The sequence below is a fragment of the Paracoccus versutus genome, assembly GCF_029909795.1.
GTDB lineage: Bacteria > Pseudomonadota > Alphaproteobacteria > Rhodobacterales > Rhodobacteraceae > Paracoccus > Paracoccus versutus.
In genome coordinates this window covers 2,240,355-2,264,338 of the sequence record NZ_CP038197.1, presented here as the reverse complement: position 1 = coordinate 2,264,338, position 23,984 = coordinate 2,240,355, and the positions used below count along the sequence as shown (strand labels likewise).

33 protein-coding genes and 1 pseudogene are annotated in these 23,984 nt (G+C 66.0%); 27 read left to right on the top strand and 7 right to left on the bottom strand.

The features are described from left to right. Position 1: 1 nt before the first annotated feature. Positions 2-1,105, bottom strand: coding sequence for an Mrp/NBP35 family ATP-binding protein (locus tag E3U25_RS22545; protein ID WP_116223002.1), 1,104 nt, complete (start codon positions 1,103-1,105; stop codon positions 2-4). A gap of 328 nt (positions 1,106-1,433) precedes the next feature. On the opposite strand from E3U25_RS22545, the gene E3U25_RS22540 reads away from it, so the two are divergent. The 22 genes from E3U25_RS22540 to E3U25_RS22435 all read left to right on the top strand — a co-directional run bounded on the left by E3U25_RS22540 (position 1,434) and on the right by E3U25_RS22435 (position 17,164). Next, positions 1,434-1,664 carry a DUF1127 domain-containing protein gene (locus E3U25_RS22540; protein WP_036750211.1) on the top strand — a complete coding sequence of 77 codons (231 nt, stop codon included), beginning with the start codon at positions 1,434-1,436 and terminating at the stop codon, positions 1,662-1,664. A 545-nt stretch (positions 1,665-2,209) separates the two neighbouring features. Continuing rightward, on the top strand, positions 2,210-2,977 hold the full coding sequence (gene rlmJ, locus E3U25_RS22535) for a 23S rRNA (adenine(2030)-N(6))-methyltransferase RlmJ (protein ID WP_116223003.1): 768 nt from the start codon (positions 2,210-2,212) through the stop codon (positions 2,975-2,977). A 137-nt stretch (positions 2,978-3,114) separates the two neighbouring features. After that, positions 3,115-4,605, top strand: a complete 1,491-nt coding sequence (locus E3U25_RS22530; protein ID WP_116223004.1) for a phage/plasmid primase, P4 family — start codon at positions 3,115-3,117, stop codon at positions 4,603-4,605. Positions 4,606-4,740: 135 nt separating this feature from the next. Beyond that, positions 4,741-5,040 (top strand): hypothetical protein, encoded by a 300-nt coding sequence (locus E3U25_RS22525; protein WP_116223005.1) that lies wholly within the window; start codon positions 4,741-4,743, stop codon positions 5,038-5,040. Continuing rightward, on the top strand, positions 5,037-5,297 hold the full coding sequence (locus E3U25_RS22520; RefSeq protein ID WP_116223006.1) for a hypothetical protein: 261 nt from the start codon (positions 5,037-5,039) through the stop codon (positions 5,295-5,297). Before E3U25_RS22525 ends, E3U25_RS22520 begins: the two co-directional genes overlap by 4 nt. 136 nt (positions 5,298-5,433) lie before the next feature. After that, positions 5,434-5,679: a DNA-binding protein gene (locus E3U25_RS22515; protein WP_244295368.1), complete on the top strand. Its 246-nt coding sequence runs from the start codon at positions 5,434-5,436 to the stop codon at positions 5,677-5,679. 82 nt (positions 5,680-5,761) lie between these two features. Further along, positions 5,762-6,964: a phage portal protein gene (locus E3U25_RS22510; RefSeq protein WP_104492714.1), complete on the top strand. Its 1,203-nt coding sequence runs from the start codon at positions 5,762-5,764 to the stop codon at positions 6,962-6,964. Continuing rightward, entirely contained in the window at positions 6,951-7,340 is a 390-nt protein-coding gene (locus E3U25_RS22505; protein ID WP_104492860.1) for a hypothetical protein, read from the top strand. Before E3U25_RS22510 ends, E3U25_RS22505 begins: the two co-directional genes overlap by 14 nt. After that, positions 7,340-7,843, top strand: a complete 504-nt coding sequence (locus E3U25_RS22500) for an HK97 family phage prohead protease (protein WP_116223007.1) — start codon at positions 7,340-7,342, stop codon at positions 7,841-7,843. Before E3U25_RS22505 ends, E3U25_RS22500 begins: the two co-directional genes overlap by 1 nt. Next, on the top strand, positions 7,843-8,994 hold the full coding sequence (locus E3U25_RS22495) for a phage major capsid protein (RefSeq protein ID WP_116223008.1): 1,152 nt from the start codon (positions 7,843-7,845) through the stop codon (positions 8,992-8,994). The genes E3U25_RS22500 and E3U25_RS22495 overlap by 1 nt, the downstream gene beginning before the upstream one ends. Then, complete coding sequence (locus E3U25_RS22490; RefSeq protein ID WP_116223009.1) at positions 8,994-9,386, top strand: HNH endonuclease; 393 nt, start codon at positions 8,994-8,996, stop codon at positions 9,384-9,386. Before E3U25_RS22495 ends, E3U25_RS22490 begins: the two co-directional genes overlap by 1 nt. Next, a complete protein-coding gene (locus E3U25_RS22485) occupies positions 9,383-9,862 on the top strand; it encodes a hypothetical protein (RefSeq protein WP_104492718.1) in 480 nt (159 codons plus the stop codon). Before E3U25_RS22490 ends, E3U25_RS22485 begins: the two co-directional genes overlap by 4 nt. Before the next feature lie 3 nt (positions 9,863-9,865). Then, on the top strand, positions 9,866-10,306 hold the full coding sequence (locus E3U25_RS22480) for a phage tail protein (protein ID WP_116223010.1): 441 nt from the start codon (positions 9,866-9,868) through the stop codon (positions 10,304-10,306). 1 nt (position 10,307) lies between these two features. Further along, positions 10,308-10,616 (top strand): head-tail connector protein, encoded by a 309-nt coding sequence (locus E3U25_RS22475; protein ID WP_116223011.1) that lies wholly within the window; start codon positions 10,308-10,310, stop codon positions 10,614-10,616. Then, positions 10,616-11,044, top strand: coding sequence for an HK97 gp10 family phage protein (locus E3U25_RS22470; protein ID WP_116223012.1), 429 nt, complete (start codon positions 10,616-10,618; stop codon positions 11,042-11,044). Before E3U25_RS22475 ends, E3U25_RS22470 begins: the two co-directional genes overlap by 1 nt. Continuing rightward, a complete protein-coding gene (locus E3U25_RS22465; RefSeq protein ID WP_116223013.1) occupies positions 11,041-11,457 on the top strand; it encodes a DUF3168 domain-containing protein in 417 nt (138 codons plus the stop codon). Before E3U25_RS22470 ends, E3U25_RS22465 begins: the two co-directional genes overlap by 4 nt. After that, entirely contained in the window at positions 11,454-11,771 is a 318-nt protein-coding gene (locus E3U25_RS22460; RefSeq protein ID WP_116223014.1) for a phage head closure protein, read from the top strand. Before E3U25_RS22465 ends, E3U25_RS22460 begins: the two co-directional genes overlap by 4 nt. Continuing rightward, positions 11,768-12,202, top strand: a complete 435-nt coding sequence (locus E3U25_RS22455; protein WP_116223015.1) for a phage terminase small subunit P27 family — start codon at positions 11,768-11,770, stop codon at positions 12,200-12,202. The genes E3U25_RS22460 and E3U25_RS22455 overlap by 4 nt, the downstream gene beginning before the upstream one ends. Further along, positions 12,202-13,806, top strand: coding sequence for a terminase large subunit (locus E3U25_RS22450; RefSeq protein ID WP_116223016.1), 1,605 nt, complete (start codon positions 12,202-12,204; stop codon positions 13,804-13,806). The genes E3U25_RS22455 and E3U25_RS22450 overlap by 1 nt, the downstream gene beginning before the upstream one ends. Positions 13,807-13,815: 9 nt before the next feature. Beyond that, positions 13,816-16,302, top strand: coding sequence for a phage tail tape measure protein (locus E3U25_RS22445; protein ID WP_166435612.1), 2,487 nt, complete (start codon positions 13,816-13,818; stop codon positions 16,300-16,302). Continuing rightward, positions 16,299-16,652: a phage tail assembly chaperone gene (locus E3U25_RS22440; RefSeq protein WP_116223017.1), complete on the top strand. Its 354-nt coding sequence runs from the start codon at positions 16,299-16,301 to the stop codon at positions 16,650-16,652. Before E3U25_RS22445 ends, E3U25_RS22440 begins: the two co-directional genes overlap by 4 nt. Further along, positions 16,649-17,164: a hypothetical protein gene (locus E3U25_RS22435; RefSeq protein WP_116223018.1), complete on the top strand. Its 516-nt coding sequence runs from the start codon at positions 16,649-16,651 to the stop codon at positions 17,162-17,164. Before E3U25_RS22440 ends, E3U25_RS22435 begins: the two co-directional genes overlap by 4 nt. A gap of 796 nt (positions 17,165-17,960) precedes the next feature. Here E3U25_RS22435 and E3U25_RS22430 read toward each other — a convergent pair. Both E3U25_RS22430 and E3U25_RS22425 read right to left on the bottom strand, forming a co-directional pair. Then, positions 17,961-18,194, bottom strand: coding sequence for a hypothetical protein (locus E3U25_RS22430; RefSeq protein WP_104492729.1), 234 nt, complete (start codon positions 18,192-18,194; stop codon positions 17,961-17,963). 3 nt (positions 18,195-18,197) lie between these two features. Next, complete coding sequence (locus tag E3U25_RS22425) at positions 18,198-18,542, bottom strand: Arc family DNA-binding protein (RefSeq protein WP_116223019.1); 345 nt, start codon at positions 18,540-18,542, stop codon at positions 18,198-18,200. Between the two features lie 23 nt (positions 18,543-18,565). Here E3U25_RS22425 and E3U25_RS25090 point away from each other — a divergent pair, with 23 nt between their 5' ends. The 5 genes from E3U25_RS25090 (at position 18,566) to E3U25_RS22405 (ending at position 20,688) form a co-directional block, all read left to right on the top strand. Then, entirely contained in the window at positions 18,566-18,802 is a 237-nt protein-coding gene (locus tag E3U25_RS25090; protein ID WP_425355727.1) for an Arc family DNA-binding protein, read from the top strand. A 73-nt stretch (positions 18,803-18,875) separates the two neighbouring features. Next, a complete protein-coding gene (locus tag E3U25_RS22420; RefSeq protein ID WP_116223020.1) occupies positions 18,876-19,106 on the top strand; it encodes a hypothetical protein in 231 nt (76 codons plus the stop codon). Continuing rightward, entirely contained in the window at positions 19,103-19,309 is a 207-nt protein-coding gene (locus E3U25_RS22415; protein ID WP_116223021.1) for a hypothetical protein, read from the top strand. Before E3U25_RS22420 ends, E3U25_RS22415 begins: the two co-directional genes overlap by 4 nt. 123 nt (positions 19,310-19,432) lie before the next feature. Then, positions 19,433-19,642, top strand: a complete 210-nt coding sequence (locus E3U25_RS22410) for a hypothetical protein (protein WP_116223283.1) — start codon at positions 19,433-19,435, stop codon at positions 19,640-19,642. 38 nt (positions 19,643-19,680) lie between these two features. Then, positions 19,681-20,688, top strand: a complete 1,008-nt coding sequence (locus E3U25_RS22405) for a tyrosine-type recombinase/integrase (RefSeq protein ID WP_166435613.1) — start codon at positions 19,681-19,683, stop codon at positions 20,686-20,688. A 201-nt stretch (positions 20,689-20,889) separates the two neighbouring features. Here the strand turns inward: E3U25_RS22405 and E3U25_RS22400 are convergent. The 4 genes and pseudogenes from E3U25_RS22400 to gatC form a co-directional block, all read right to left on the bottom strand. After that, positions 20,890-21,510, bottom strand: a pseudogene (locus E3U25_RS22400) (N-acetylmuramoyl-L-alanine amidase); the annotation flags it as partial. Next, positions 21,507-22,076, bottom strand: a complete 570-nt coding sequence (locus E3U25_RS22395) for a hypothetical protein (RefSeq protein ID WP_116223284.1) — start codon at positions 22,074-22,076, stop codon at positions 21,507-21,509. The pseudogene E3U25_RS22400 and the gene E3U25_RS22395, both read right to left, overlap by 4 nt. A 23-nt stretch (positions 22,077-22,099) precedes the next feature. Then, positions 22,100-23,581, bottom strand: a complete 1,482-nt coding sequence (gene gatA, locus E3U25_RS22390; RefSeq protein ID WP_072461027.1) for an Asp-tRNA(Asn)/Glu-tRNA(Gln) amidotransferase subunit GatA — start codon at positions 23,579-23,581, stop codon at positions 22,100-22,102. Next, positions 23,578-23,865, bottom strand: coding sequence for an Asp-tRNA(Asn)/Glu-tRNA(Gln) amidotransferase subunit GatC (gene gatC, locus E3U25_RS22385; RefSeq protein WP_010393062.1), 288 nt, complete (start codon positions 23,863-23,865; stop codon positions 23,578-23,580). The genes gatA and gatC overlap by 4 nt, the downstream gene beginning before the upstream one ends. Positions 23,866-23,984: the final 119 nt, after the last annotated feature.

The following is a 23,984-nucleotide window of genomic DNA, read 5'->3' as shown; positions in this document are numbered from 1 at the left end:
GTCAGGCCATGCCGCCGGCGATCAGCCGCTCGGCCAGCCGGACGAAGGATTGCGCCACCGGCCCGTCGCCGGCCGCGATCGGCGTGCCGGCATCGCCCGCAAGCCGCAGGTCCAGGTTCAACGGGATCTCGCCCAGGAAGGGCAGGTCCAGCGCCGCGGCCTCGGCGGCGACGCCGCCATGGCCGAACAGATGCGCCTCGTGGCCGCAATTGGGGCAGATATAGGTGGACATGTTCTCGACCAGCCCCAGCACCGGGGTCTTGAGCTTGTCGAACATGTCGATGGCGCGGCGGGCGTCGATCAGCGCCACGTCCTGCGGGGTCGAGACGATGATCGCCCCGCTGACCTGCGCCTTCTGGCACAGCGACAGCTGCACGTCGCCCGTGCCGGGCGGCAGGTCGACCAGCAGCACGTCCAGCTCGCCCCATTTCACCTGGTTCAGCATCTGCTGCAGCGCGCCCATCAGCATCGGGCCGCGCCAGACCACCGCCTCGCCTTCCTTCATCATCAGGCCCAGCGACATGACGGTGACGCCATGGGCGTGCAGCGGCTCGATCATCTGGCCGTCGCTGGTGGGGCGCTGCCCGGTCAGGCCCAGCATGCGCGGCTGCGAGGGACCGTATATGTCGGCGTCCAGCAAGCCGACCCGCCGCCCCTTGCGCGCCAGCGCCACCGCCAGGTTCGAGGTCAGCGTCGATTTCCCGACCCCGCCCTTGCCCGAGCCGATGGCCAGGATCCGCGCCACGCCGCTGACCGGCGCGGGGCCGGCCTGGGGCGTGGGGTGGCGGCCGATCTTCAGGCTGGGCGGCGCCTCGCCGCCCGAACGGGCCGCGACCTGCGGGGCACCGCCGCGCGGCGCGGTCGGGGCGGTGGTGACGATCTGCACCTTCTCCACCCCCGGCAGGGCGGACAGCCGGCGCTGCGCCTCGGCCTCGACCGGGGCCAGCGCGCGGGCAGAGGCCGCATCGGCCGCCTCGATGACGAATCGCACCGCGCCCGATTCGACGTTGAGCGCGCGCACCAGATCGGCCGAAACCAGGTTGCCGCCCCCCGGAACCGCGATCTGGGCAAGTTCCTGAAGCACACGTTCCCGTGAGATGGTCATGGCTACCCCCGCATCAAAGCGCCCGCAGCATCGCAATTCGCGCGGGGATGGGCAAGCCGGGCTTGCGGGCTGATACCGCTAACCCCCTGTGACCCCGCGTAAAATACGACCGATCTGCTAGGGAAACTTGATCCAGCTTGTAAAAAGGCTGAAAAATTCACGGATTATTAACGCTTTGTAACAGTGTCCCAGAAACAGCCATGTAGATTCTGCATAGCAGCATCTCGCCCGCGGCCATTGTGCAGATGCAGAAAAGGGACCATGTTCGTCTCAACAGCGCGACAGGGAAAACCGACCGCGCCATCCGCAAGACGAAAGAGTGAATGAAATGGCTGTTCTCGATCTGATCCATGGCGGTATGCACCGCAACGACATCGCCGGCAACGGCGCGATCGCGAAATTCGTGGCCAATGTCCGTGACCATATGGCCCGCCGGGCGGTCTATCGCCAGACCCTGCGCGAACTGGGCGACCTGTCCAACCGCGAACTGGCCGACCTGGGCCTGAACCGCGGCAACATCCGCAGCGTGGCTTACGAAGCCGCCTGGGGCACGAAGTAAACGAATAGAACACCCGACCCACTCCTCCTCCCTTGGGTCCGGGTTCAGGCGGCATCCTCCCTCCTCCTCCCTGAGGATGCCGCCGCTCAGATACGGTGAAGCCCCTCCTCCTCCCTGGGCTTCACGGTTCCGGCGGCTCCCCCTCCTCCTCCCTGGGGATGCCGCCACCCCATACGGCGAGACCCCTCCTCCTCCCTGGGTCTCGCGGTCCGGCGGCAGCCTCTTTCCTCCTCCCGGAGGCGCCGCCAAACCGACACGGCGAAGCCCCTCCTCCTCCCTGGGCTTCCCGTTCTGCGCGGCGCCCTCCCCTCCTCCTCCCTGGAGGGCGCCGCCAAAACACCGCCGCAAGGCGGAACGGAATGCGACGGTCCTCTCCTCCTCCCTGGGACTGTCAGCTAGCGGTAATGGCCTCCTCCTCCCTGCCATTGCCGCACCCCATACGCGGCCCCTCCTCCTCCCTGGGCCAGCGTTGCGCGGCGGTGCCCCCTCCTCCTCCCTGGGCGCCGCCGCTTTTCATTTCCGGGCCATCGGGTTAATCGCGGGACATGTTGTCCTATCAGCACGCCTATCACGCCGGGAACCTGGCCGACCTGCACAAGCACGCGCTGCTGGCTTGGGTGCTGGCCTATCTGACCGCCAAGCCGAAGCCGCTGAGCTACCTGGAAACCCATGCCGGGCGCGGCCTCTACGACCTGTCGGCGCCCGAGGCGGAAAAGACCGGCGAGGCGGCCGCCGGCATCACCCGCGCGCTTTCCGAAAACTGGCTGCCCACGGATCACCCGCTGCGCCTTGCGCTGGAGGCGGTGCGCGCCCGTCATGGCGCGACCGCCTATCCCGGCTCGCCGCTGATCGCGCGGCATTTCCTGCGCCCTGGCGACGTGGCGCATCTGGCCGAGCTGCACCCGGCCGAGCACCAGGCGCTGGCCGAGGTCGCAGGCTTTGCGCATCTGCACCGGCAGGACGGGTTCCAGATGGCGCAGGCGATCTGCCCGCCCACGCCGCGGCGCGGATTGCTGCTGATCGACCCCAGCTATGAGGTCAAGGCCGATTACGACGCCATCCCGCGCCATGTCGCCAAGCTGGCGCGCAAGTGGAACGTCGGCGTGATCGCGCTGTGGTATCCGATCCTGGCAGACGGCCGCCATGCGCCCATGGTCGAGGCGCTGCGCCGCAACCATCCCGAGGCGCTGGTCTCGCAGGTGCGCTTCCCGCCGGCGCGGCCCGGCCATGGCATGGTCGGCTCGGGCATGGTGGTGCTGAATGCGCCCTATGGGCTGGAGACCGAGGCCCGGCGAATCGAGGCGCTTTTCTAGGACCGCTTGTTGGATCGTTGCGGGGGGACTTCGCGTTCGGTCGAAAAACATGGGCTGCAATCGGTTAGCGCTGATTGCAGCCCATGGACGTTTCGTGAACGAATCGGGAAAGTGGGCTTGCCGCTTGAAGGCGCGGCATGAGGGCGCGCAAGAAGAAATCCGCGCTCGATGAAGTGCGGTCCGTGATGGCTGCGGCGGTCGAGATCGACCTTCCGGCGTCGTCTGAATTCGAACCCGATGATGGAGGGGGCGGCTTCGACGGTGTGGCCTTGTCGCACGATGCCCTGGCGCTTGAGATCGGCCGGCGTGGCTGGGATGAGAATGCCCGATACGTGGCCCTTTGGGGCAGGTGGCTGTTCTGGGATGGCGTGTGCTGGCGGCGGGACGAGTCACGCGAGGACATGACCAGGGTCCGGGACTTCCTGCGGCAGAAGGCCGATGAGGTTCTGGGCTGGGCTGACCGCAAGGCGGAAAGCCTCGGGCCGAAGGATGGTGAAAAGCTCAAGACCTGGGCGAAGGCGCGGGCCGAGACCCTGCGGCACAAATCCACGGTCGCCAGTGTCGAATTCCTTGCCCAGTCGAACAGCCCCAGCGCTTCGCTGGCGGCGCAGTTCGATGCCGATCTGATGTTGCTCGGAACGCCGGGCGGCACGGTGGATCTTCGCACCGGAGAATTGCGACAGGCTCGGCGCGAGGACATGATCACGAAGCTGACCGCGGTGGCCCCGGCCGAGAAGGGGGCCGAGCCCGAGCGCTGGCTGACCTTCCTGCATGAAATCTTCGACAATGACCATGTGATCATCGATTTCATGCAGCGCGCCGCGGGCTACGCGCTCACGGGCATGACGAACGAACACAAGCTGCTGTTCCTCTACGGCACGGGCCGGAACGGCAAGAGCGTGTTCCTGAACACGCTGTTCTGGCTGTGGAACGACTATGCACGGAAGGCGGCTGCGGAGACGTTTTTGAATTCGCAGGTCGAGCGTCATTCCACCGATATCGCCGGCCTGCATGGCGCGCGCCTGGTCATGGGCAGCGAGCTTCCGCGCGGCAAGACATGGGATGAAAGCGTCATCAAGGACCTTACCGGCGGCGATAAGCTGAGCGCCCGGTTCATGCGGCAGGACTTCTTCGATTTCGACCCGCAACTCACCCTGATGATCGCCGGCAACACCCAGCCGTCATTCCGGGGCGTGGACGAGGCTATCCGGTCGCGCGTGGTCATGGTGCCCTTCACGGTTACCATCCCGCCCGACCGGCGAGATACGGGCCTGCCAGACAAGCTCAAGGCCGAGGGTCCGGCCATCCTGCGCTGGTGCATCGAAGGGGTGGATATGTGGCTGCGGCGCGGGCTGGATGTGCCCGACAGGATCGCAGCAGCATCGGCCGAGTATTTCGACAGCGAAGACACGGTCGGGCAGTTCATCGCTGACGAGATCGACCTTGTGGTCGGGGGCTTCGAAAGCTCGGCCGATCTGCACCAGCGCTTCACCCAGTGGATCGAAAGGCAGGGCATGAGCGCCTGGACCCAGAACACGCTGATCAAGGAACTTCGCGGGCGCGGGTTCACCGATGCGAAGGGGACTGGCGGCAAGCGTGGGCTTAAGGGGCTGAAAATTAAGTGTTAGTGGCAAAAGTGGCAAAATTTCCCTTATCAGACGTATGCGCGCAAGCGCGTGTGGTGCGCGCGTATACGGTCGATAAGATGAAATCTGCCACTTTTGCCACTCTATAGCCAAATCAACAGGTTACAGGTGGGGATAATGAGGCGACCAGCGAAACTCTTCCGAAGAACGACCAGCGATGAGCAGGCCGAGGCCATCATCCAGCGGATCAAGGCCATCGATTACGAGCTTATGTCCCTCGGAACCGGAGGCTCGAACATGGGCCGGGCACCGCTCAACGCCAAGGCCTCGGACGTGCTGCTGCGGATACAGCGCGAGTTGCGCGTCCTGCGGATCGACATGGAGGTCGAGCGCGGCATTGATAGCGCGCCTTTCGCTCCGGTTCCTCAACCGGCTCGCACCTGGCCTCGGCCGTATCGGCAGAGGAAAGGCAGATGATCGGGCAGACCTTTGCGGCCGTTGACCGGATCGAGATCGTGGGCGGATCGGCAAGGGGGCTGCGCACCCGTCGCGGCGCGCTGGCCGCGCTCGGGGTGCCGATGGCCTGCCCGGCTCGGTTCATGGTCCTGCTGGTCGAAGACGATGGCGGGCAGGCGGTGCTTTGGGACGGTGCGAGCTATGCCGAGGCGATCATTGAGGCGGAACGGCGCGCGGTTGTCTGGCGGGTGCCGGTCCTCGACCGGGTGGTCGAGTGACCCGGGGGGGGGGGTTCCCGATTTTGGCCCTTTGGCGGGGACCGGCGGGGGGTCCCGAGCGCAACATTTGCGGGAAATAGGCTTTTTTCATTTCAGTTCAAAGAGATGAGAGAAGCATGGGACAGGAAGGCAGGGAATGACGATGGCGAAACAGGAAAAAATGGAACAACCGCCGCTGGATCGGTGGCGCGCGGATGCCGTGCTGGACCCCGAGCGGAAGATCTGGGGGCTGGGTCAGATCGCCGAAGTGTTGGGCGTGTCGGTGGACAAGGCCCGCGCCCTGGCAAAACTACCCGAGGTCCCGATCTACCGGCCGGCCGGATCGGGCAGCTATTTTGCCTTCCGATCCGAGCTCATGATCTGGCTTCGTGGCAAGTGCTGACCACGAAAACCCATGACTTCCTATGATTTCCTAGGTTTTGCCAGCTTATCAGAACGGTGCCGCCGCGCTCATAAACTGGTCTATGAGCATCTGGACCCATCTTCGCAAAGCCTTCACGCCCGAGCGCAAGTCGCTGGCCTCGCCCGATGCGGCGCTGCTGTCGCTCTTCGGGCTGACGGAAACCACCTCGGCCGGCATCGTCGTCAACCAGGCCGAGGCGCTCAAGGTGCCGGTGGTCGCGAACGCGATCCAGCTGATCTCGGAAGCCGTCGCCTCGCTCGACGTGACCGTGAAGCGGATCGAGGGTCAGGACGAGGTGGACGTGCCCGACCATCCGCTTCTGGCGCTGCTGCGGGACGAGGCGAACGACTGGACCACGGGCTTCGAACTGATCCGGCAGATTGTCCGGGACGCGCTGATGAACGATGCCGGCGGGCTGGCCTGGGTCAACCGGGTGAACGGCGAGCCGCGCGAGATCATCCGCTATCGCCAGTCCTTCCTGCAATTCGACCTCGACCTTGAGACCGGCGAGCGCCGCTATCGGCTGAACAACCAGCCGGTCCCGGCCCGCGACGTGGTCCACCTCCTGCCGCCCCTCGACCGTTGCCCGCTGTCGCTCGCCCGCGAGGCCATCGGCATCGCCGTCGCCCTGGACCGTCACGCCGGCAAGCTGTTCACCCGTGGCGCCCGTCCCTCGGGCGCGCTGCTGATCCCCAAGGGCATGCAGGAAGAAGCCGTGAAGGCGGCACGGGCCGCCTGGCGGCTGGCGCATGAGGGCGAGGATCAGGGCCGCACGGCGATCCTCTATGACGGCATGACCTTCGAGCCGTTCACCTTCAACAGCACGGATGCGCAGTTCCTCGAAAACCGCCGGTTCCAGATCGAGGAAATTGCCCGGGCCTTCAACATCCCGGCGCCGATGGTGGGCGACCTGTCCCGCGCCACCTGGTCGAACTCGGAACAGAAGGGCCGCGAGTTCCTGTCCTACACGCTGGAACCGTGGCTGCGCGGGCTGGAAGGCGCGCTGCGCCGGGCGCTGTTCTCGGACGAGGAGCGCGGCAACCACGTCATCCGCTTCGACCGCGACGACCTGACCCGTGCCGATCTGGGGACCCGCGCCACCACCATCAACAGCCTGATTTCCAGCCGCACCATCAACCCGAACGAGGGTCGGCAATGGCTGGGCCTGCCGCCGCGCGAGGGCGGAGACGAGTTCCTGAACCCGAACATCAGCGCGGCACCCGCGCCCAAACCTGCCGAGGACAAGCCCGATGCAGCTGAATGACATCCTGTCGAATGCCGAGGATCAGGACCGGGGCCGCTGGTTCGACCTGCTGGACCCGGTGACCGGCAAGCCGACCGGCATCCGCTTCCTGATCGCGGGCCCGGACAGCGCCACCCAGGCGCGCGCCCGGCTGAAGATGGTCGACGACCTTGCGGCGGCGGCGGATGACGAAGGCCGGATTTCGGCCGAGGCGCGCGAGAAGTGCCGGCTAAACAGCCTCGGCCGCTGCGTCCTGGGCTGGGAGATCGCCGAGGACGGCGAGCCGGTCCCGTTCACCCATGCCAACGTGCTGCGCGTCCTGCGGGCGGCGCAGTGGGTTCATCAGCAGGTCGATGCCATGGCCGGCGACCGCGCGGCCTTCATGGAGGCGCGCTGATGGACCGCAGCTTCATCGAAACCAAGGTCCTGGCCGACCAGACCGGCGCCATCACGGCGCTGGCCTGGCCCTTCGGCGCGCCCGACCGCGTGGGCGACGTGATCACCAAGGGCGCCTTTGCTTCCGCCAGGATGCCCATCCCGATGCTGTTCGGCCACGACCCGAACGACCCGGTCGGGGTTTGGGAGGAGGCCGAGGAGAAGGCCGATGGCCTGCATCTGAAAGGCCGGCTGCTGGTCGAGGATCTGCCGCGCGCCCGCGAGGTTCGCGCCCTGGTGCAGGCCGGCGCCGTGCGCGGCATCTCCATCGGCTTCGTCACCCGCAAGGCCGCCCGGCATGGCAAGGGCCGCACGATTTCCGCCCTCGACCTGATGGAGGCGTCCCTGGTGACGCTGCCCTGTCATCCCGGCGCGAAGGTGACTTCCGCCAAAGACGCGGTCGGCGCTCTGCGCCTTGCCGCGGCCCTGCAACGCGCTGCGGCGCAGCTTTCCAAGAGGAACTGATGAATCACCTGTCCAAAACCGCGCTGCTGGGTTCCGCGGCCGTCCTGATCCGCAAGGGCGAGGACGAAGAACCCGATGCCGTCGTCACCAAGGCGCTGGCCGACCTGACCAAGGTCGTGGATGAACGGATGGCCGATATCGAAAAGAAGGCCGATGTCGCGCCCCTGATCGCACGGCTGGACAAGCTGGAAGCCAAGGCGAACCGGCCGGGCGGCGGCAACGGTGGTGGCGATGACGAACAGGCGGCCGAGCGCAAGGCCTTCATCGATTACCTGCGCACGGGCGATATCGAAGGCAAGGCCCTGACCACGGCCAGCGATACCCCGAACCATGTCCTCGCCCCCGAACAGATCGAGACGGATTTCATCCGCAACCTGGTCGAGTTCTCGCCGATCCGCACCATCGCCGATGTGCGCAGCACCAGCGCCGCCAAGGTGATCCTGCCGATGCGCACCAGCGTGACGAACGCGGTCTGGGTGGGCGAAACCACCACCCGCACCGGCAGCGAACCGGCCTTCGATCAGGGCGATATCGAAATCCGCGAACTGGCGACCTTCGTGGATATCTCGCTGCAGCTGGCGGAAGACAGCGCCAACGTGCTGACCGAGGTCAACATGGCCCTTGCCGAGGACTTCGGCCAGAAGGAAAGCCTTGCCTTCGTCAACGGCAGCACGGCGCTGGAACCCTCGGGCTTCATGACCAATGCCGATATCGTGGCGCATGACAACGGTCATGTCGCGAATCTCGATCCCGATGCCCTGATTGCGATGATGTATTCGCTGCCGGGGACCTATCGCCAGGCGGGCACCTGGGTGATGAACGGCAACACGCTGGCGGCCGTGCGCACCCTGAAGGACGGCCATGGCAACTACCTGTGGCAGCCCTCCTATCAGGCCGGCCAGCCGGAAACGATCCTCGGCCGCCCGGTGGTCGAGGCGGTGGACATGCCCGACATTGCCGAGGATGCCGAACCCATCATCTTCGGCGACTTCAAGCGCGGGTATCGCATCTACGACCGGCTGTCGCTGTCGATCCTGGCCGATCCCTATTCGGTCCGGATCAACGGCCTGATGCGCTATCACGCCCGCCGCCGTGTCGGTGCCGGGGTGGTGCGTCCCACCGCCTTCCGCAAGCTGGCGATGGCGGTCTGATGCCGGTGCGCGCGCCTCGCCTCTGCGGTTGCGGCAAGGTGGTGCCTTCGGGCGCCCGCTGCCCGTGCGAGGCGAAGCGCGATGCCGAGCGCAAGGCCCGGTTCGACAAGGCCCGGCCGAACAGCAGCCAGCGGGGATATGGGCGCAGCTGGGAGAAGGCCCGCAAGGTCTTCCTCGCCCGGCCCGAGAACCGCTTCTGCAAATGGCCGGGATGCGATCTGGGCCACAAGGGCGGGCCGGCGCTCGCCACCCATGTGGATCACGTCATCCCGCACAAGGGCGACCCGGCGCTGCGGGACGATCCCCGCAACTGGCAGGGCCTCTGCGCCCATCATCACAACAGCGCCAAGCAGAGGCTGGAACGGCGCAGCACCCGAAAGGATCAGCAATGACCATCTACGCGACCAATGGCGCCCGGCTCTATATCGGCGGCCCGCTGGCGGCGAAGTCCACGGATTTCGTGGCGGCCGATTTCACCTCGCAGGTCTGGGCCGAGATCGGCGAGACCGAGGGTCTCGGATCGGTGGGCGATACCTCGGCCGAGATCACCTTCGACGGGGTTGCTTCCTCGCGCACCCGGCGCCTGAAGGGCACCCGCAACGCCGGCTCCATGGAGGTGGTTTGCGGCATCGACTACGAGGATGCCGGCCAGATCGCCGTCATCGCGGCCGAAAAGACCCCGCATGACTATGCCTTCCGCCTGGTGCTGAACGATGCCCCGCCCGGCGGCACCGGGTCCACGCGCTATTTCGTGGCGAAGGTGGCAAGCGCGGTCGAGGCGCTGGATACGGCCAACAACGTCATGAAGCTGAACACCACGCTTTGGGTCAACTCCAACGTGGTCAAGGTGGACGCGGCCGAGGCCTGATCCATGCTTTACCCCACCGCCGGAAGCCGCCTCTACATCGCCGACGCCTCGGGCGCCGTCAAACTGCCGGAGTCTGGATGGGTCGAGATCGGCGAGACCGAGGCTATCGGCATGCTGGGTGTGGAATGGGAAACCGTCGATGCGACCAACCTGACGTCCCCGGACGGTGCCGAGGAACTGATCAAGGGCATCATCCGGCGCCCGCCCATGCAGATCGTTCTCGGCAATGATCCGGGCGATGCCGGCCAGCTTCTTCTGTGGCAGGCGTCCCGGTCCCGCGATCCTTTCCCTTTTCGCTTGGTCTTGCCGTGTGGCGGGCGCTGGCGGGGATGGTTCGGGCTCGTGACCGGGCTTTTCGAGGTTTTCGATACCGCGAACAGCATCATGAAACTGCAGGCCGATGTTCTGCCGACCTCGAAAACCTTCCGCAGCGAGGATGCCTGACATGGCTATCGTCACCCTTGAGGACATGAAGGACAACCTCGGCCTGACGCCCGATCAGGATGCGGACGATACCCTGATCGAGGGGAAGATCGCGGCGGCGCAGAACCATATCGAGCGCATGCTGGGCTTCGTCATCGAGGAGCGTTTCGGGGGCGTGGACCAACCGGAAATCCCGACCGCGATCAGGGAAGCGGTGATGCAACTGGCGACCTGGTGGTTTGAGAACCGCGAGGCGGCGACCGACCTGACGCGGGAACTGCCGTTCGGCGTCCGCGATATCGTCGACGGTTTCAGGGAGTGGACCTTCTGATGGCGGATGACGGCGGCCTTGCCCGGTTCCAGAAGCGCATGCGGGCGGTGCCCGAGGCGGCGCGCCGCGCGGTAGTGCCGGCGCTGGAGAAGTCGGCCGAGGAGATCGCGGACGTGATGCGCGCCACGGTGCCTGTGGACGATGGCGACCTGAAGGATTCGATCAAGGTCACCGGGCCGGGCCTCTCGACCCCGCCCTATTCGCAGCCGGGCGGCAGCATGGTGGTGCCGGAACTGACGGCGGCCGTCACCGCCGGCAATGCCGATGTGCGCTATGCGCACCTGGTCGAATACGGCCACGGCGGTGGTTTGCATGGCTCGGCCGTGCCCCCGCATCCGTTCTTCTGGCCGTCCTTCCGGCTCGGCCGCAAACGCGCCCTGAACCGCATCAAGCGCGCGGTCGGCAAGGCGATCAGGGAGGCGAAATGAGCGTCGATCTGGAAGTTCAGAAAGCGATCCGCGCCCGCCTGACCACCTGGGGCGGCGTTCTCGCCCTGGTGCCCGCGGCGCAGATCCTCGATACCAACCAGCGGCCGGCCAAGCTGCCCGCGATCATCCTGGGCGACAGCCAGTCCGTGGACGAAGGCACCAGCCTGCGCCGCACCCATACCCGCGTCTATCACACGCTGCACGTCTGGACCCGCGAGGCGTCCCTGGAGGGTTGCAAGCAGATCTGCGGGGAAGTCCGCCGGGCGATCCATTCGGGGCGGCTGGTGCTGGCCTCGCCGCTGCATTGCGCCGATGCGCTGGTTTCCTCGATGCGCTTCCTGCGCGACCCGGACGGCGAGCATTCCCATGGCGTCGTCGTGGTCGAGGCGCTGGTATCGGAGGCGGCGGCATGAAGTCGGGCAACCTGGTCGAGACGATCCAGATCGAGCGGTTCACCACCACCGTGAACGATGCCGGCACGCCGGTCCAGACGTGGACGCGCCTTTGCACCCTGCGCGCTGAGCGGGTGGACCAGACCACCGAGGAATTCATTCGCGGCTTCGGTGCCAGCGATGAGGAACTGGTTATTTTCCGCGCCCGGTTCTTCGAGGGCATCACCAATGCCGACAGGGTGATCTGGAACGGTGATGCCTTCAACATCAAGCAGGTGACGCCCATCGGCCGGCGCAAGGGCGTGGAACTGCGCTGCGTGAGGATCATGCCATGAGGGGCGCGAAACCGAACATCAAGACCGATCTGGACGCGCTGGAGGATATGCCGGCGCCGGACTGGTTTTCCGAGGATGCCAAGGAAGAATGGCGACGCATCCTGCCGATGCTGGCGCAGCGCCGCATCCTGACCGAGGCGGACCTGGGCACCTTCGAGAATTATTGCGTGGCGCAAGGCACGGTGCGCGAGATGGAACGCGAAATCCGCAAGCTCGGCCATGTCCAGAAGATTTACGGCATCGACAAGGACGGCAATTCGCGCCTGATCAGTGCCCGCAAGAACCCGGCCGTGGCCATTCAGTCCGACGCCATGACCCGCGCCCGCCTGCTGGCGGCGGAACTCGGTTGCACTCCGGTCTCACGGTCCCGGCCCACGGTCGAGGACAGCGAGGGCAATGACGATCTGTTCACGGCGGGGTTGCTGGGCTGATGCTGCGACCGTCCTGGATCGACAATGACGACGAAATCCCTGATCCGCTGGGCCGGGGCGAGGCCGCGGTGAAGTGGCTGCGGATGCTCAAGCACCCGAAAAGCAAGCTTCCGGGGCGGGCCTTCCAGCTGGACCCGTGGCAGGAACGGATCATCCGGCGCATCTACGGGCCGCGCCATCCCGACGGCACCCGCGTGGTGCGGCGCGTGGTGCTTCTGCTGCCACGCGGCAACCGCAAGACCTCGCTCTGCGCCGGCATCACGCTTCTGCATCTCCTCGGCACCGAACGCGAGGCGGGCGGGCTGACCATCTCGGCGGCCTCGGCCCATGAACAGGCGATGGAACTGTTCAACGAAGCGGCGATGATCATCAACAACGACAAGCGTCTGGAAAAGCACCTGCAGGTTCGGGAATACGTCTCGCGGATTACCTGCCCCAAGGTTCCGTCCCGCTATGTCGCCATCGCCTCGGACGGCAAGACCCAGCACGGCAAGACCCCGAACGTGGTCATCGCCGACGAGCTTCATGCGTGGGAAGGCCGGCCGGGCCTGAAGCAATGGGAGGCGCTGGATTCGGCGCTGGTCAAGGTGCCCGGCACCCTGATGATCGTCGCCAGCACCTCGGGGCGCGGGCAGGAGAACCTTGCCTGGAAGACCGTCGAATATGCCATGAAGGTGCAGAAGGGCGAGATTGACGATCCGGCCACATTGCCGGTGATCTTCATGGCCGAGCCCGAGGACGATTGGCAGGACGAGGATCTCTGGTTCGCGGTCAATCCCGGCCTCGCGCATGGTTATCCCGACCTGGACGCCTATCGCGACAAGGCGAAGAAAGCCCTGCACTCGCCCTTCGACCGAGACAGCTTCCTGCAATTCAACCTGAACCGCTGGCTCGACCAGTCCACCTCGCCCTTTGTCGAGATGCAGGTTTACGACCAGGGCAATCGCGAGGTTGACCTGGAGGAGATGGAAATCACCCAGGCGCCCTGCTGGCTCGGGGTGGACCTGTCGAAGAACGAGGATCTGACCGTGGTTGTCGCCGCCTGGCGCGATGGCACCGGCTATCAGGTCTGGCCATGGTTCTTCTGTCCCGAGGACAACCTGCGCGCTCGGGGCGAGTTGCATGGCGTCGATTACCTGCAATGGGCGGCGGACGGGTTCATCATCCCGACCCCGGGCAATACGGTCGATCTGCGCATGGTCGAGGATCATATCCGCGAGCTTCACGCCCGGTTCAACGTGAAGGAATCGGCCTTCGACCCGACCTTCGGCCGCTCGATGATGGCGAACCTGAACGAGGACGGCTTGCCGGCGGTCGAATTCCGGCAGGGCTGGGTCAGCATGGCGCCGGCGGTGAAGGAGCTGGAACGCGCCATCCTGTCGGGCGGGTTGGCGCATGGCGGGCATCCGGTCCTGCGCTGGAACTTCTCGAACATTCAGGTCGAGACCGACAAGGCCGGCAACCGCATGTTCCACAAGGGCAAGTCCGGCAACAAGATCGACGGCGCCGTTGCGGCGGCGATGGCCGTGGCCCGCGCGGCGGCCGGCGAGGAGCAATTCACCAGCAGCGCCAGCTGGTTCACCGAAGACATGTGGATGGCATAGGGGGCCGCGATGAACGCGAGCGTGGGGGCGGATGAACGCCTGGTGGTGATGCTGGAGGCCCGGATCTCGGAATTCGAGAAGCGGATGCGCAAAGCCGAGGGACAGGGCACCCGGACTTATCAGAACCTGCGGCGCGGCTCGCGATCCGCGACCCGGCAGATGGAAGCCGACATGAACCGCGCTGCCGGCAGCATCAACGCCACGCTGAAGAGCATCACCGGCAGCATCGGCAGTTTCGGCAAGGGGCTGGCGGGGGGCATCCTCGGCGGGCTGGCCGCCGGCGGCGTGGCCGGTATAGCCAATGGCACCCGGCAGATGGTCAAGGGGCTGGCCGAGATCGGCAACGAGGCCAAGCGCGCCGGGATCTCGGCCCAGGCGTTTCAGGAATGGAAGTTCGTCGCCGAACAGAACCGCATCAGCGTCGATGCCTTGGTGGACGGGTTCAAGGAACTGTCGCTGCGGGCCGATGAGTTCATCGTGACCGGCGTCGGGCCGGCGGCCGAGGCCTTCACCCGCCTAGGTTTCAGGGCGCAGGACCTGAAAGCCAAGCTGAAAGACCCTTCGGCGCTGATGGTCGAGATCCTCGGCAAGCTGGAGGGTTTCGACAAGGCGGCGCAGATCCGTATCGCCGATGAGATATTCGGCGGCACCGGCGGCGAACGCTTCGTGGAACTGCTGGGACAGGGTCAGGGTGCGCTGGAAGAAACCATTCGTCGCGCTCATGAGGCGGGCGCGGTGATCGACAGCGATCTGATCGCCCGTGCCGACGAACTGGACCGCAAGTTCAACCAGCTGACCGCGACGGTCGGCGCCTTCGCCAAGCGGGTCAGCGTGGCCGTTGCCGAGGCGGTGGTGGACTTCACCGACCTGCGGGAACGGATCGAGACCGTGTTTCCCGATGAGGGCGTTGCGCGGGCGGTGCTGGGCGATGAGGTCTATGATGCCCTCGATCGCAGTCGCGACCTGGTGGACGAGAATGCTCAGGCGGTGCGCCAGCTCGATCAGGAATATGCCGCGCTTGCCGACGCGGCGGCGCAGCTGGTGCCGGCGCTGCAAGAGGCCGGGGCGGACCTGGAGTTCCTCGGCCATACCGAGGCCGGCCAGACGCTGCGCGAGGCGTCCCTGGAGATGGAGGGGCTGGTCAACGCCTTCCGCCGGGGCGAGATGACCGGCGCGGATTTCCTGTCCAGGCTCGGCGAGGTCGAGGCCGGGGCGCAGGACGCCTTCGACACGCTGGAAGCCGGGGACCGGATCCAGTTCACCGGGGTCATGGATCAGCTTTCCCGGCTCGGCGGGGTGATTTCCAGCGTCACGGCATTGGCGCGCGGCCTCGTTGGCGCCCTGGCGGCGGCCGCCGGCGTCGATCCCGCGTCCAGGGCAGGCGAGGCCATGCGCCAGCGCCATGCGGCCGAGGCGGCCAGCATGCAATCCCTCGATGCCATGCGCGAGGCCAACGAGCGTTTCACCGAATCGGAAAACGCGCGCAATGCCGCGACCTCGGAAGGGCTGCGGCTGGCCCGCGAGGAGGAGGCGGTGCGAAAGCGGGCGCGCGAGGCCGGCGCCACGCTGACCGATGCCGAGGTGACCCGGCTTGCCCAAGCGTCCATCGCCGGCGATGAGGCCCGTTCGGCGGCGGATCGTGCCGGCCGGGGCGGCGGAAAGAGCAAGGGACGCGGCGGCAAGGAAAAGCTCGATGAGTTCGAGCGGGATGCCAAGTCGATCCGCGAGCGCACCGAGGCCTTGCAGATCGAGGCGCAGGTTCTCGCGGCCGTCGCGATCTCCGGCGAGGATTACGGCGATGCCATGGCCTATGCCACCGAAAAGGCCCGCCTCCTCGCGGCGGCGCAGCAGGCAGGTCGGCAGATCACGCCCGAACTGGAAGCCGAGATCGATGCTCTGGCGGCCGGATATGCACGGGCTGGTCAGGCGGCCGAGGACGCGGCCGAGAAGATGGAACAGATCCGCGGCGCCAGCGAGCGCGGCAAGGATGCGCTGGAAGATATGTTCGGCAGCGTCATCGACGGTTCCGCCTCGGCCAAGGATGCCGTGCTGGCGCTTCTCGCGGAGATTGCCAAGGTCCAGGCGGTCAACGCGATCATGAAGATGCCCGGCATGGGAAGCCTGGCATCGGGGATCGGGGGGCTGCTGGTCCCGGGTTTTGCCAAGGGCGGTATGCATGTCGGCGGACTGCGCATCGTCGGGGAGAGAGGACCGGAGATCGAGGCCACCGGCCCGGCGCGCTACTGGAACGCCAACCAGACGCGGAACTTTCTCGCGGGTGCCCGGGAGACCAATACCGGCGCGGGGGGCGACGTGGTGCGTCAGGCGGTCGATGTTCGCGTCAAGGTGGGCGTCGATGACAACGGCAATCTTCAGGCCTTTGTGGATCGGCGAGCCGCGCGAGTGTCGGGGGGAATGGTCGCGCATGCCGCCTGGGCGCAGCAACGGGCGATGCCGGGGCAACTTCGTGACATTCAGGCGAGGGGCACGAGATGAGCCGTCTCAAGGATCAGCTTTGCGCGGCCTTGAGGGCGCGCCTCGCCGGCAAGAGGGTGATCGCGCCAGAGGCGGGATGGCCTTTGCTTGATGCGTTCCAGGCGCTTTCCGTGGCGCGCAGCTATGGCAGCGCCGGCCCGAACCCGATCAGCTGGGCCGAACTGGCCGCATGGTCGCAGGTCATGCGCCGGCCGATTGAGCCCGCGCATGCGGAAATCATCATGGACCTCGATCAGGTCTGGCTGGAGCATGCGAGCCGGGGAGGAAAGGCGCCCGAGGGCGTGAAGGCCCTGGCGCCGGTCTCGAAGCACCCGATCAGCGCAGCGCTGCTGGATGCGGTGATGGGATGAAGGTGCGGCATTCGGATTTGGTGAACGCAGGGGCGAGCAAGCGGAGACTGGCGCGGCAGGAGCGGGACGCCCGGCGCGGGCGCCTCGGGCGCCGGCGCTATGGTGACCTCGTGAAACGCCTGGGGATGGTGGTGCGCATTGCCTTCGAGGTGGGCTGCATCGGCTCGCCCTTCGGTCTGGAAGGCCCACTCCGTTACGGCATTCGCGGGGATCTCTGCCGGCAGGGCTGGACATGGACCGATGCCGATCTGATGGCGCGCGAGATGATGGACGATGTGTTCCGGGCGTTGCGCATTACCCGTCCGGACTGGAATGAAGGACAGCCGGAATGGGTAATCGAGGCCGGAACCCTGATAGAGCGGACCCGTTGCGTTCGCTGTCACGCGCCATTGCCCGAGGGGCATCACAAGTATTGCAGTCACCTGTGCAGCACCGCGCACTGGATGTGGCTGAACCGGAGGAAGGAAGCGAGCGGGGACGTGGCGGTCATGCTGGCGATCCGATCGATCTGACGCATCGCTGCGAGGTCTGCGCAGCCGAGATCCCGGCGGCATATTGGGTGCGCACCTATTGCGGCGAGGCCTGCCGGGAAGAGGCCAAGCGACAGCGCAAGCGGGCGCGGAATGAGGCCAAGAGGCTGGCAGGTTCGTGCCTCTTCTGCGGTGGGCCGATGAGCCCGGACTACAAGGGCCGCATGTATTGCAGCAGAGCATGCGCTGAGGCATCGGCGAAGGATCAGGCCGGGCTACGGTGCAAGCGTTCATGCGCGCAATGTGGCCGGACGTTCCGACCGAAACAGAAAGGAATCCGCTTCTGTTCCCCGACTTGCTATCACCAAAGCCTGCGGGTCTACCCGGCCCGCACCTGCGGATGTTGTGGCAAGGCGTTCTTTCCTGATCGGGCCGAGCAACTTCATTGCAGCAAGTCTTGTGCCGGCCGGCAGCGGCGGACGCTGACGCCGAAGGCCTGCGCGTGGTGCGGTGTCACGTTTCGGCCCAAGCGGGCGAGGAGCAAATACTGCTCACACGCCTGCTCGGTGCAGGGGAACGTGGCGGGCCACGTCAATCTGCGAATGGGCGCTGGAATTCTCGGCACGGGCCGCAAGCGCCTCACGGCCGCGCGGTTCGATGCGATGTTTGCTGCGGCTCGATAACAGCTGCGATGGGCGCTCGGCCGGTATTATCGGGCCGGATCACTCGGCCGGGTGGTGCTTCTCGTGCTTCACCGCGCGCTCGTTGAGGCGCATGGCGACGTAGCCCACGGCGACCACGGCCAGCGGCATGGCGATGAAGGCAATGACGAACTCGCTCATTTCAGCCCTCCAAGGGTGCGTCTCGCCATCAAATGTAAGGCGACACAGGCAGAAATCCAACCGATTCCGCCTCCGAGCATGATCCACGCGGGCAGGCTCTCGCGCAAGTTACTGATGTTATAGATATATCCGGCAACGGGTGTTGCGATGCCGACCGTGAAACAGGCCGTCGAGGCGCGGTCCAGCGCGTTCGCCAGCAGCTTCGTGCGCTCGTTGGGGATCAGGGTCATGGGTTAGTCGTCGGACTCGGGCCTAGTTGGTCGAACCTTAAGCTTACGTCGAAGCTGGTTAAGGAAATCTATTGATCGTTCAAGCTCTTGCTTGAACGTATCCTCAATGATTTCGCTGCGCTCTGTCCAGTCTTCCATTCCCATCCTGCGAGCATCTTCAGGGCCTGCGCCCGCGCTGACCGCAAGTTCATAAGGCAGGTCCGCTTCAAGCCAATACTCCAGAGCCATGACGATTTCGGCGTTCATGCTTCTGTTGTTGCGCTCGGCGGCTTTCTTCAGGCGCTCTCGCATCCCGTCGGGCAGGCGCACCACGAACTTGTCTTGGTTCTGAGGGGATCGTTCGGACATAGTGGCAATGAGCCTTCATTTTTATGTTGACGCAAGTGGTGGCTATAAGCCATCAAGTGGCTATGAGCCACTATGAGGTTGATATGAAGACTTACCCCAGCAGGACGGCTGATCAGTATGTTGTGCGGTTCCCAGATGGAATGCGCGATGCCATCAAGAGGCGCGCCGCAGAGAACGGTCGTTCGATGAACGCTGAGATTGTGTTTCACCTGCGCCAGATTTTCGCGGCGGAGCGTGATGCACATGCTTGCCAATCCTAAAAAGAAAGAGACCGCTAGGGCGGCCACCCTGGCGGTCTCATGCAATCCCAATCTTCACAAAAGGATCTTGCCCATGAACATGGTGCAAACGTCGAACGAAATCAATCCCCGCAACGCGCATCATCTGAGCGATGCGCTGGACGAACTGGATCACGCCCTCGACCTCTGCCGGCTGATCCACTTCGCGGTGGAGGGGCTGGACAAGCCGCGCGCCGCGGCGCTGCGCGGCGGGATCGAGGCGCTGGAAACGCGTCTGGGTTGCGTCACGGAAAGCATTCGTTGGGCAAGGGGTGATGCGGCATGAACCCCTCGCTCGAAGCCTATCTTGCCGAACAGCAATCCCTTGCCTTGAAAGTGCGTTGCGCGGCGAGGGCGTTGGAGAACATGCTGGATGCCGGGTTCGGCGACACGGAAGCGGCGGCGGAAGTCGCCTGCAAGCTCGGTTCGATGGCGCATGACCTGCAGAACGCCCTCGACATCACCAACATCGCGAAGGTGGCTACATGAAGCCCGTCATGTGGAAAATCGCGGTGCTGGGGCGGAAGCTCGGGCTCGATCTCAACTGGATTTTCGATCCGGTTGGAACGGCCCGGCAGCTTCGGCGGCGCGGACCTGGGGAGGATCGTTAGCATGAAGCACCGAACTCCGTTTCTTGCGTCCGAAAGGACCGCGGCCGAGCTTCTGGACATGAAGCCGGCCGAGTTCCGGCAGTTGGTCAAGGCGGGGCACCTGCCCAGAGGCGAAGAAATCGCCCCTGGTGTGGTGCGCTGGGAAACCGATCATTTGCGCAATTTACGGGCTGGCAAACTGGCGCGGCCGGATGGAGGGCTTGAGCTATGACGCGGCGGCCAGCAAAGCCACGTCTGGAATGGAAATCTGTGCGGGGCATCGAAACGCCCCGCCATCGCATTACCTGGACCGAGAATGGCAAGCGCCGCGAAAGGGTCATCACTCTGGATTGGAAAGGTGATCTGGCCGAACTGGATCGGCTGTATTGGCTGTGCGAGCGCGGGGAGCATCCGGCGCAGAAGCCCAAGGCGCCTGCGACGAGTTGGCGTGCCCTTGTGGTCGCCTGGCGCTCGGATCCGCGGGTTCAGAAGCACCTGAGCGACGGGACGAAGATCAGCTATCGGCGAACGATGGACGCTCTGCTCGAAAAGAACGCCGACAAGGATGTGCGGCTGACCACCCGTGCGCATGTCCGGGCTATCCACGACAAGCTAGCAGCAACCCCGCGCAAGGCGGATCATCATCTGCAGGTCATCCGGCTGTTGTGGAACTACGCCAAGAACAAACTGGACTGGCCGTTAGGGGATAATCCGGCGGGCGGCATCGACCTCTACGGGACCACGCGCGAATTCCTGCCCTGGCCGGAATGGATGGTCGAGAAACTGGCCGAGGCCCCGCATGACGTGAGGGTGGCCTGCGAGTTGATCCTCGGCACGGGCCAACGCCCAAACGCCGCGATCATGATGCGACACGACGATTTCTCGGACGAATGGATGTGGGTCTGGGATGAGAAGGGCAAGGATCGATTTCAGGTGTATTGCCCCCCTCGGCTACGGGCCTTTGTAGCTTCGCTGCGCAAGCATGGCGCTCATCTGCTGGCGAAGAACCTGACCCAGGGAAAGGGTTACGATTCTGTTGAGAAGGCATTCAGGACCTGGCGCAAGACGCTGGGCAATGCGGCGCAGGAATACACCCTGCACGGCCTGCGCAAGCTCGCCTGCATCGAGTTGGCTGAAGGCGGTGCCGGCGATGCGGAGATACAAGCGGTGACGGGACAGTCGGCCAAGACGGTCGCCTACTACCGAAGGCTCGCTGACAAGAAGAAGCTGTCCCGCAGCGCGCAGACCAAGCGCGAACGGAACAAAAACGAAACGTGAAAGTGGGCTCACCCTGTGGGCTACAGGTCATAGGCGGCGAAAGATGATGCGCAGCGCCATAGCGAGAAATGAAACAAAAACAAATGCATATTTGCAGATGAAGGCAGGAACAGGAATGACGGTGCAACGGACTTCGCGTCCCCCGTCCGCCGCTGCCGCGGCGGCCTCCCCCTGCGGGATATTTGGGCACGAAAGAAACCCGCGATAAGCCAGCGCCGCGGCCAGCCGGCGGTCGGTTTCGTCCTCGGGGCCATCGGCCCAGGGGCGGAAGCGCAGGCGGAAGGCGGCAAGGCGCGCCGGATCCTCGGGATAGCCGATGCGGGCCAGGCTGTCGGCCAGCGGCAGGTCGGGGCCCGGCCCCTCGGGCCAGACTGCAAGCCCCTGCAAGGCCAGCCGGCGCCAGTCGAAACGCGGGCCGGGGTCGATCTTGCGCCCCGGCGCCATGTCGGAATGGGCGATCACGCCCTGGGGCGGGATGGACCAGCGCGCCATGATGGCGCCGAGCAGCGCCTCGAGCGCCGCCATCTGCGGCTCGGGGAAGGGCCGGTCGCCGGGATTGACCAGTTCGATGCCGATGCTGCGCGAATTCACGTCCTCGCGCCCTTGCCACGCACCGGCGCCCGCGTGCCAGGCGCGGCGGTCCTCGGGCACCAGCGCCTCGGTCGTCCCGTCCTCATGGACCAGCCAATGCGCGCTGACCTCGGCGCCGGGATCGCAGAGCCGGGCGCGGGCCGAGGGGCCGTCCGCCATGCCGGTGTAATGGATCACGACCAGCGAAGGCTGTTGCCCGCGCCGGTCGCCGTGATTGGGCGAAGGGCTCAAAGCCCGGATTGGCGCAGCGGGCGCGGATCCCAGCCGCAGGCGAAACCATCGCCGTCCGGGTCGAGCCCGCGCGGGTCGATCACCGGCCCGCCCGCCGCGAGGAAGGCGCTTTGCGCCACATCCGCGCTGGCATAGCTGCGGCAGGCCCGCGCCGCCGCCGATTCGGAACTGCCGCTGCGCTGGTATTTCCGCGTGCCCGGCGCCTGGGTTTCCTGCTGCGCATAACGCACCAGCGAGGGAGTCGCGGCCTGCGTCGCCGCCGGTGCCCCGGCCGGGGGCGCTGCTGCGGCGGGGGCAGGCGCGGCTTGGGCGGCTGCCTGGGCGCGCGGCTTTGCCGCCGTGCCGGCGATCTGGGCTGCGGTGGGCGCCTGCGCCGGCAGGGCGATCGGGATCACCTTGGGCACCGGGCCCTTGCCATGCAGCGCGACCTCGCGCGCTTGCAGGTATTCCGCATAGGGCGAACCATTGTGCATGGCGCTGTAATTCGGGTTCCAGCCCGTATTCTCGCCGCAGCCGGCCAGGGCAAGAACGGGGCCAAGCAGGGCCAGGATCGCCAGGTTCCGCATCATTCTCTCCGGTTTGAGGCCGCTCACCACCAGCGCGAGGGTTTCGCCGCAAATCCTGCCGCAGATTCGAGGCTCTGTGCAAGGTTCAAGAGCCCGCCTTCGTCCCAGGGCCGGCCAATCAGCTGCATTCCCAGCGGCAGGCCCTGCCGATCCAGCCCCACCGGCACCGAAATCCCCGGCAGCCCGGCCAGGTTCACCGTGACGGTAAAGACGTCGTTGAGATACATCTCGACCGGATCCTTGCCCGACATCTCGCCCAGGCCAAAGGCGGCGCTGGGGGTGGCCGGCGTCAGGATCGCGTCGATGCCATCGGCAAAGACCTGGTCGAAGTCGCGCTTGATCAGCGCGCGGACCTTGCGGGCGCGGTTGTAATAGGCGTCGTAGAAGCCCGCCGACAGCACATAGGTGCCGATCATCACCCGGCGCTGCACCTCGGGGCCGAAGCCCTCGGCGCGGGTCTTTTCATACATCTCGACCACGCCGTCGCCGGCGCCCAGCCTGGCGCGGCGGCCATAGCGCACCCCGTCATAGCGCGCGAGGTTCGACGACGCCTCGGCCGGCGCGATCACGTAATAGGCCGGCAGCGCGTATTTCGTATGCGGCAGGGTGATGTCCACCACCTCGGCACCGGCGTCGCGCAGCATCTCGGCCGCCTTGTGCCAGAGCGCGTCGATCTCGTCCGACATGCCCTCCATGCGGTATTCGCGCGGAATGCCGATGCGACGGCCGCGGATGTCGCCGGTCAGCGCGGCCTCGTAATCCGGCACCGGGCGTTCGGCGCTGGTCGAATCCTTGGCATCGACCGAGGCCATGGCGCCCAGCATGATCGCGGCGTCGCGGACCGACTTGGTCATCGGCCCGGCCTGGTCCAGCGAGCTGGCAAAGGCGATCACCCCCCAGCGGCTGACCCGGCCATAGGTCGGCTTCAGCCCCACGGTGCCGGTAAAGGCCGCCGGCTGGCGGATCGAGCCGCCGGTATCGGTGCCGGTCGCGGCCAGGCACAGGTCCGCCGCCACCGCCGCCGCCGAGCCGCCCGAGGAGCCGCCGGGCGTCAGCTGCCGGTCGTCCACTTTCCACGGGTTGACCACCGGGCCATAGCAGGCGCTTTCGTTGGACGAGCCCATGGCGAATTCGTCCATGCTGAGCTTGCCCAGCATGACCGCGCCCGCATCCCACAGGTTCTGCGTCACCGTCGATTCATATTGCGGCAGGAAGCCTTCCAGGATCCGGCTCGCGGCCTGGGACGGCACGTCGCGGGTGCAGAACAGATCCTTGATGCCCAGCGGGATGCCGCACATGGCGGGCGCGTCGCCCGCGGCGATGCGCTTGTCGGCGGCCGCCGCCATTTCGCGGGCCTTTCCCGGGGTCTTGTGAGAATAGGCGTTCAGCGCGCCGGCGGCGTCGATGGCGCCGAGGCAGGCCTCGGTCAGCTCGGTGCTGGTGAAATCGCCCTTGCGCAGCCCGTCCCGGGCCTGGGCGATGGTCAGTTTGTTCAGGTCGCTCATTCCACCACCTTCGGCACGGCAAAGAAGCCCTCGCGCGCATCGGGCGCGTTCTTCAGGATCAGATCCTGCATCTCGCCATCGGTGACGACGTCCTGGCGGCGCTTGAGGCGCATCGGCTCGACCCCGGTCATCGGCTCGACGCCCTCGACATCGACCTCGTTCAGCTGTTCCATGAAATGCAGGATGCCGTTCAGCTCCTGCGCCAGCGCGGGCAGGTCGGCGTCCTTGACCGCAATCCGCGCCAGATGCGCGACCTTGCGGGCTTCGTCCTCGGTGATCGCCATGGGAGGCTCCTTTCGCTTGCGCCGGGTTTTACCGGGGCGGCCGGGGCGGGGCAAGCACCCGCGCAGGCGGAACCTTGCGGCGGAACTTTACGGCCGCCGCCGGGCTTGGCAGGATGCGG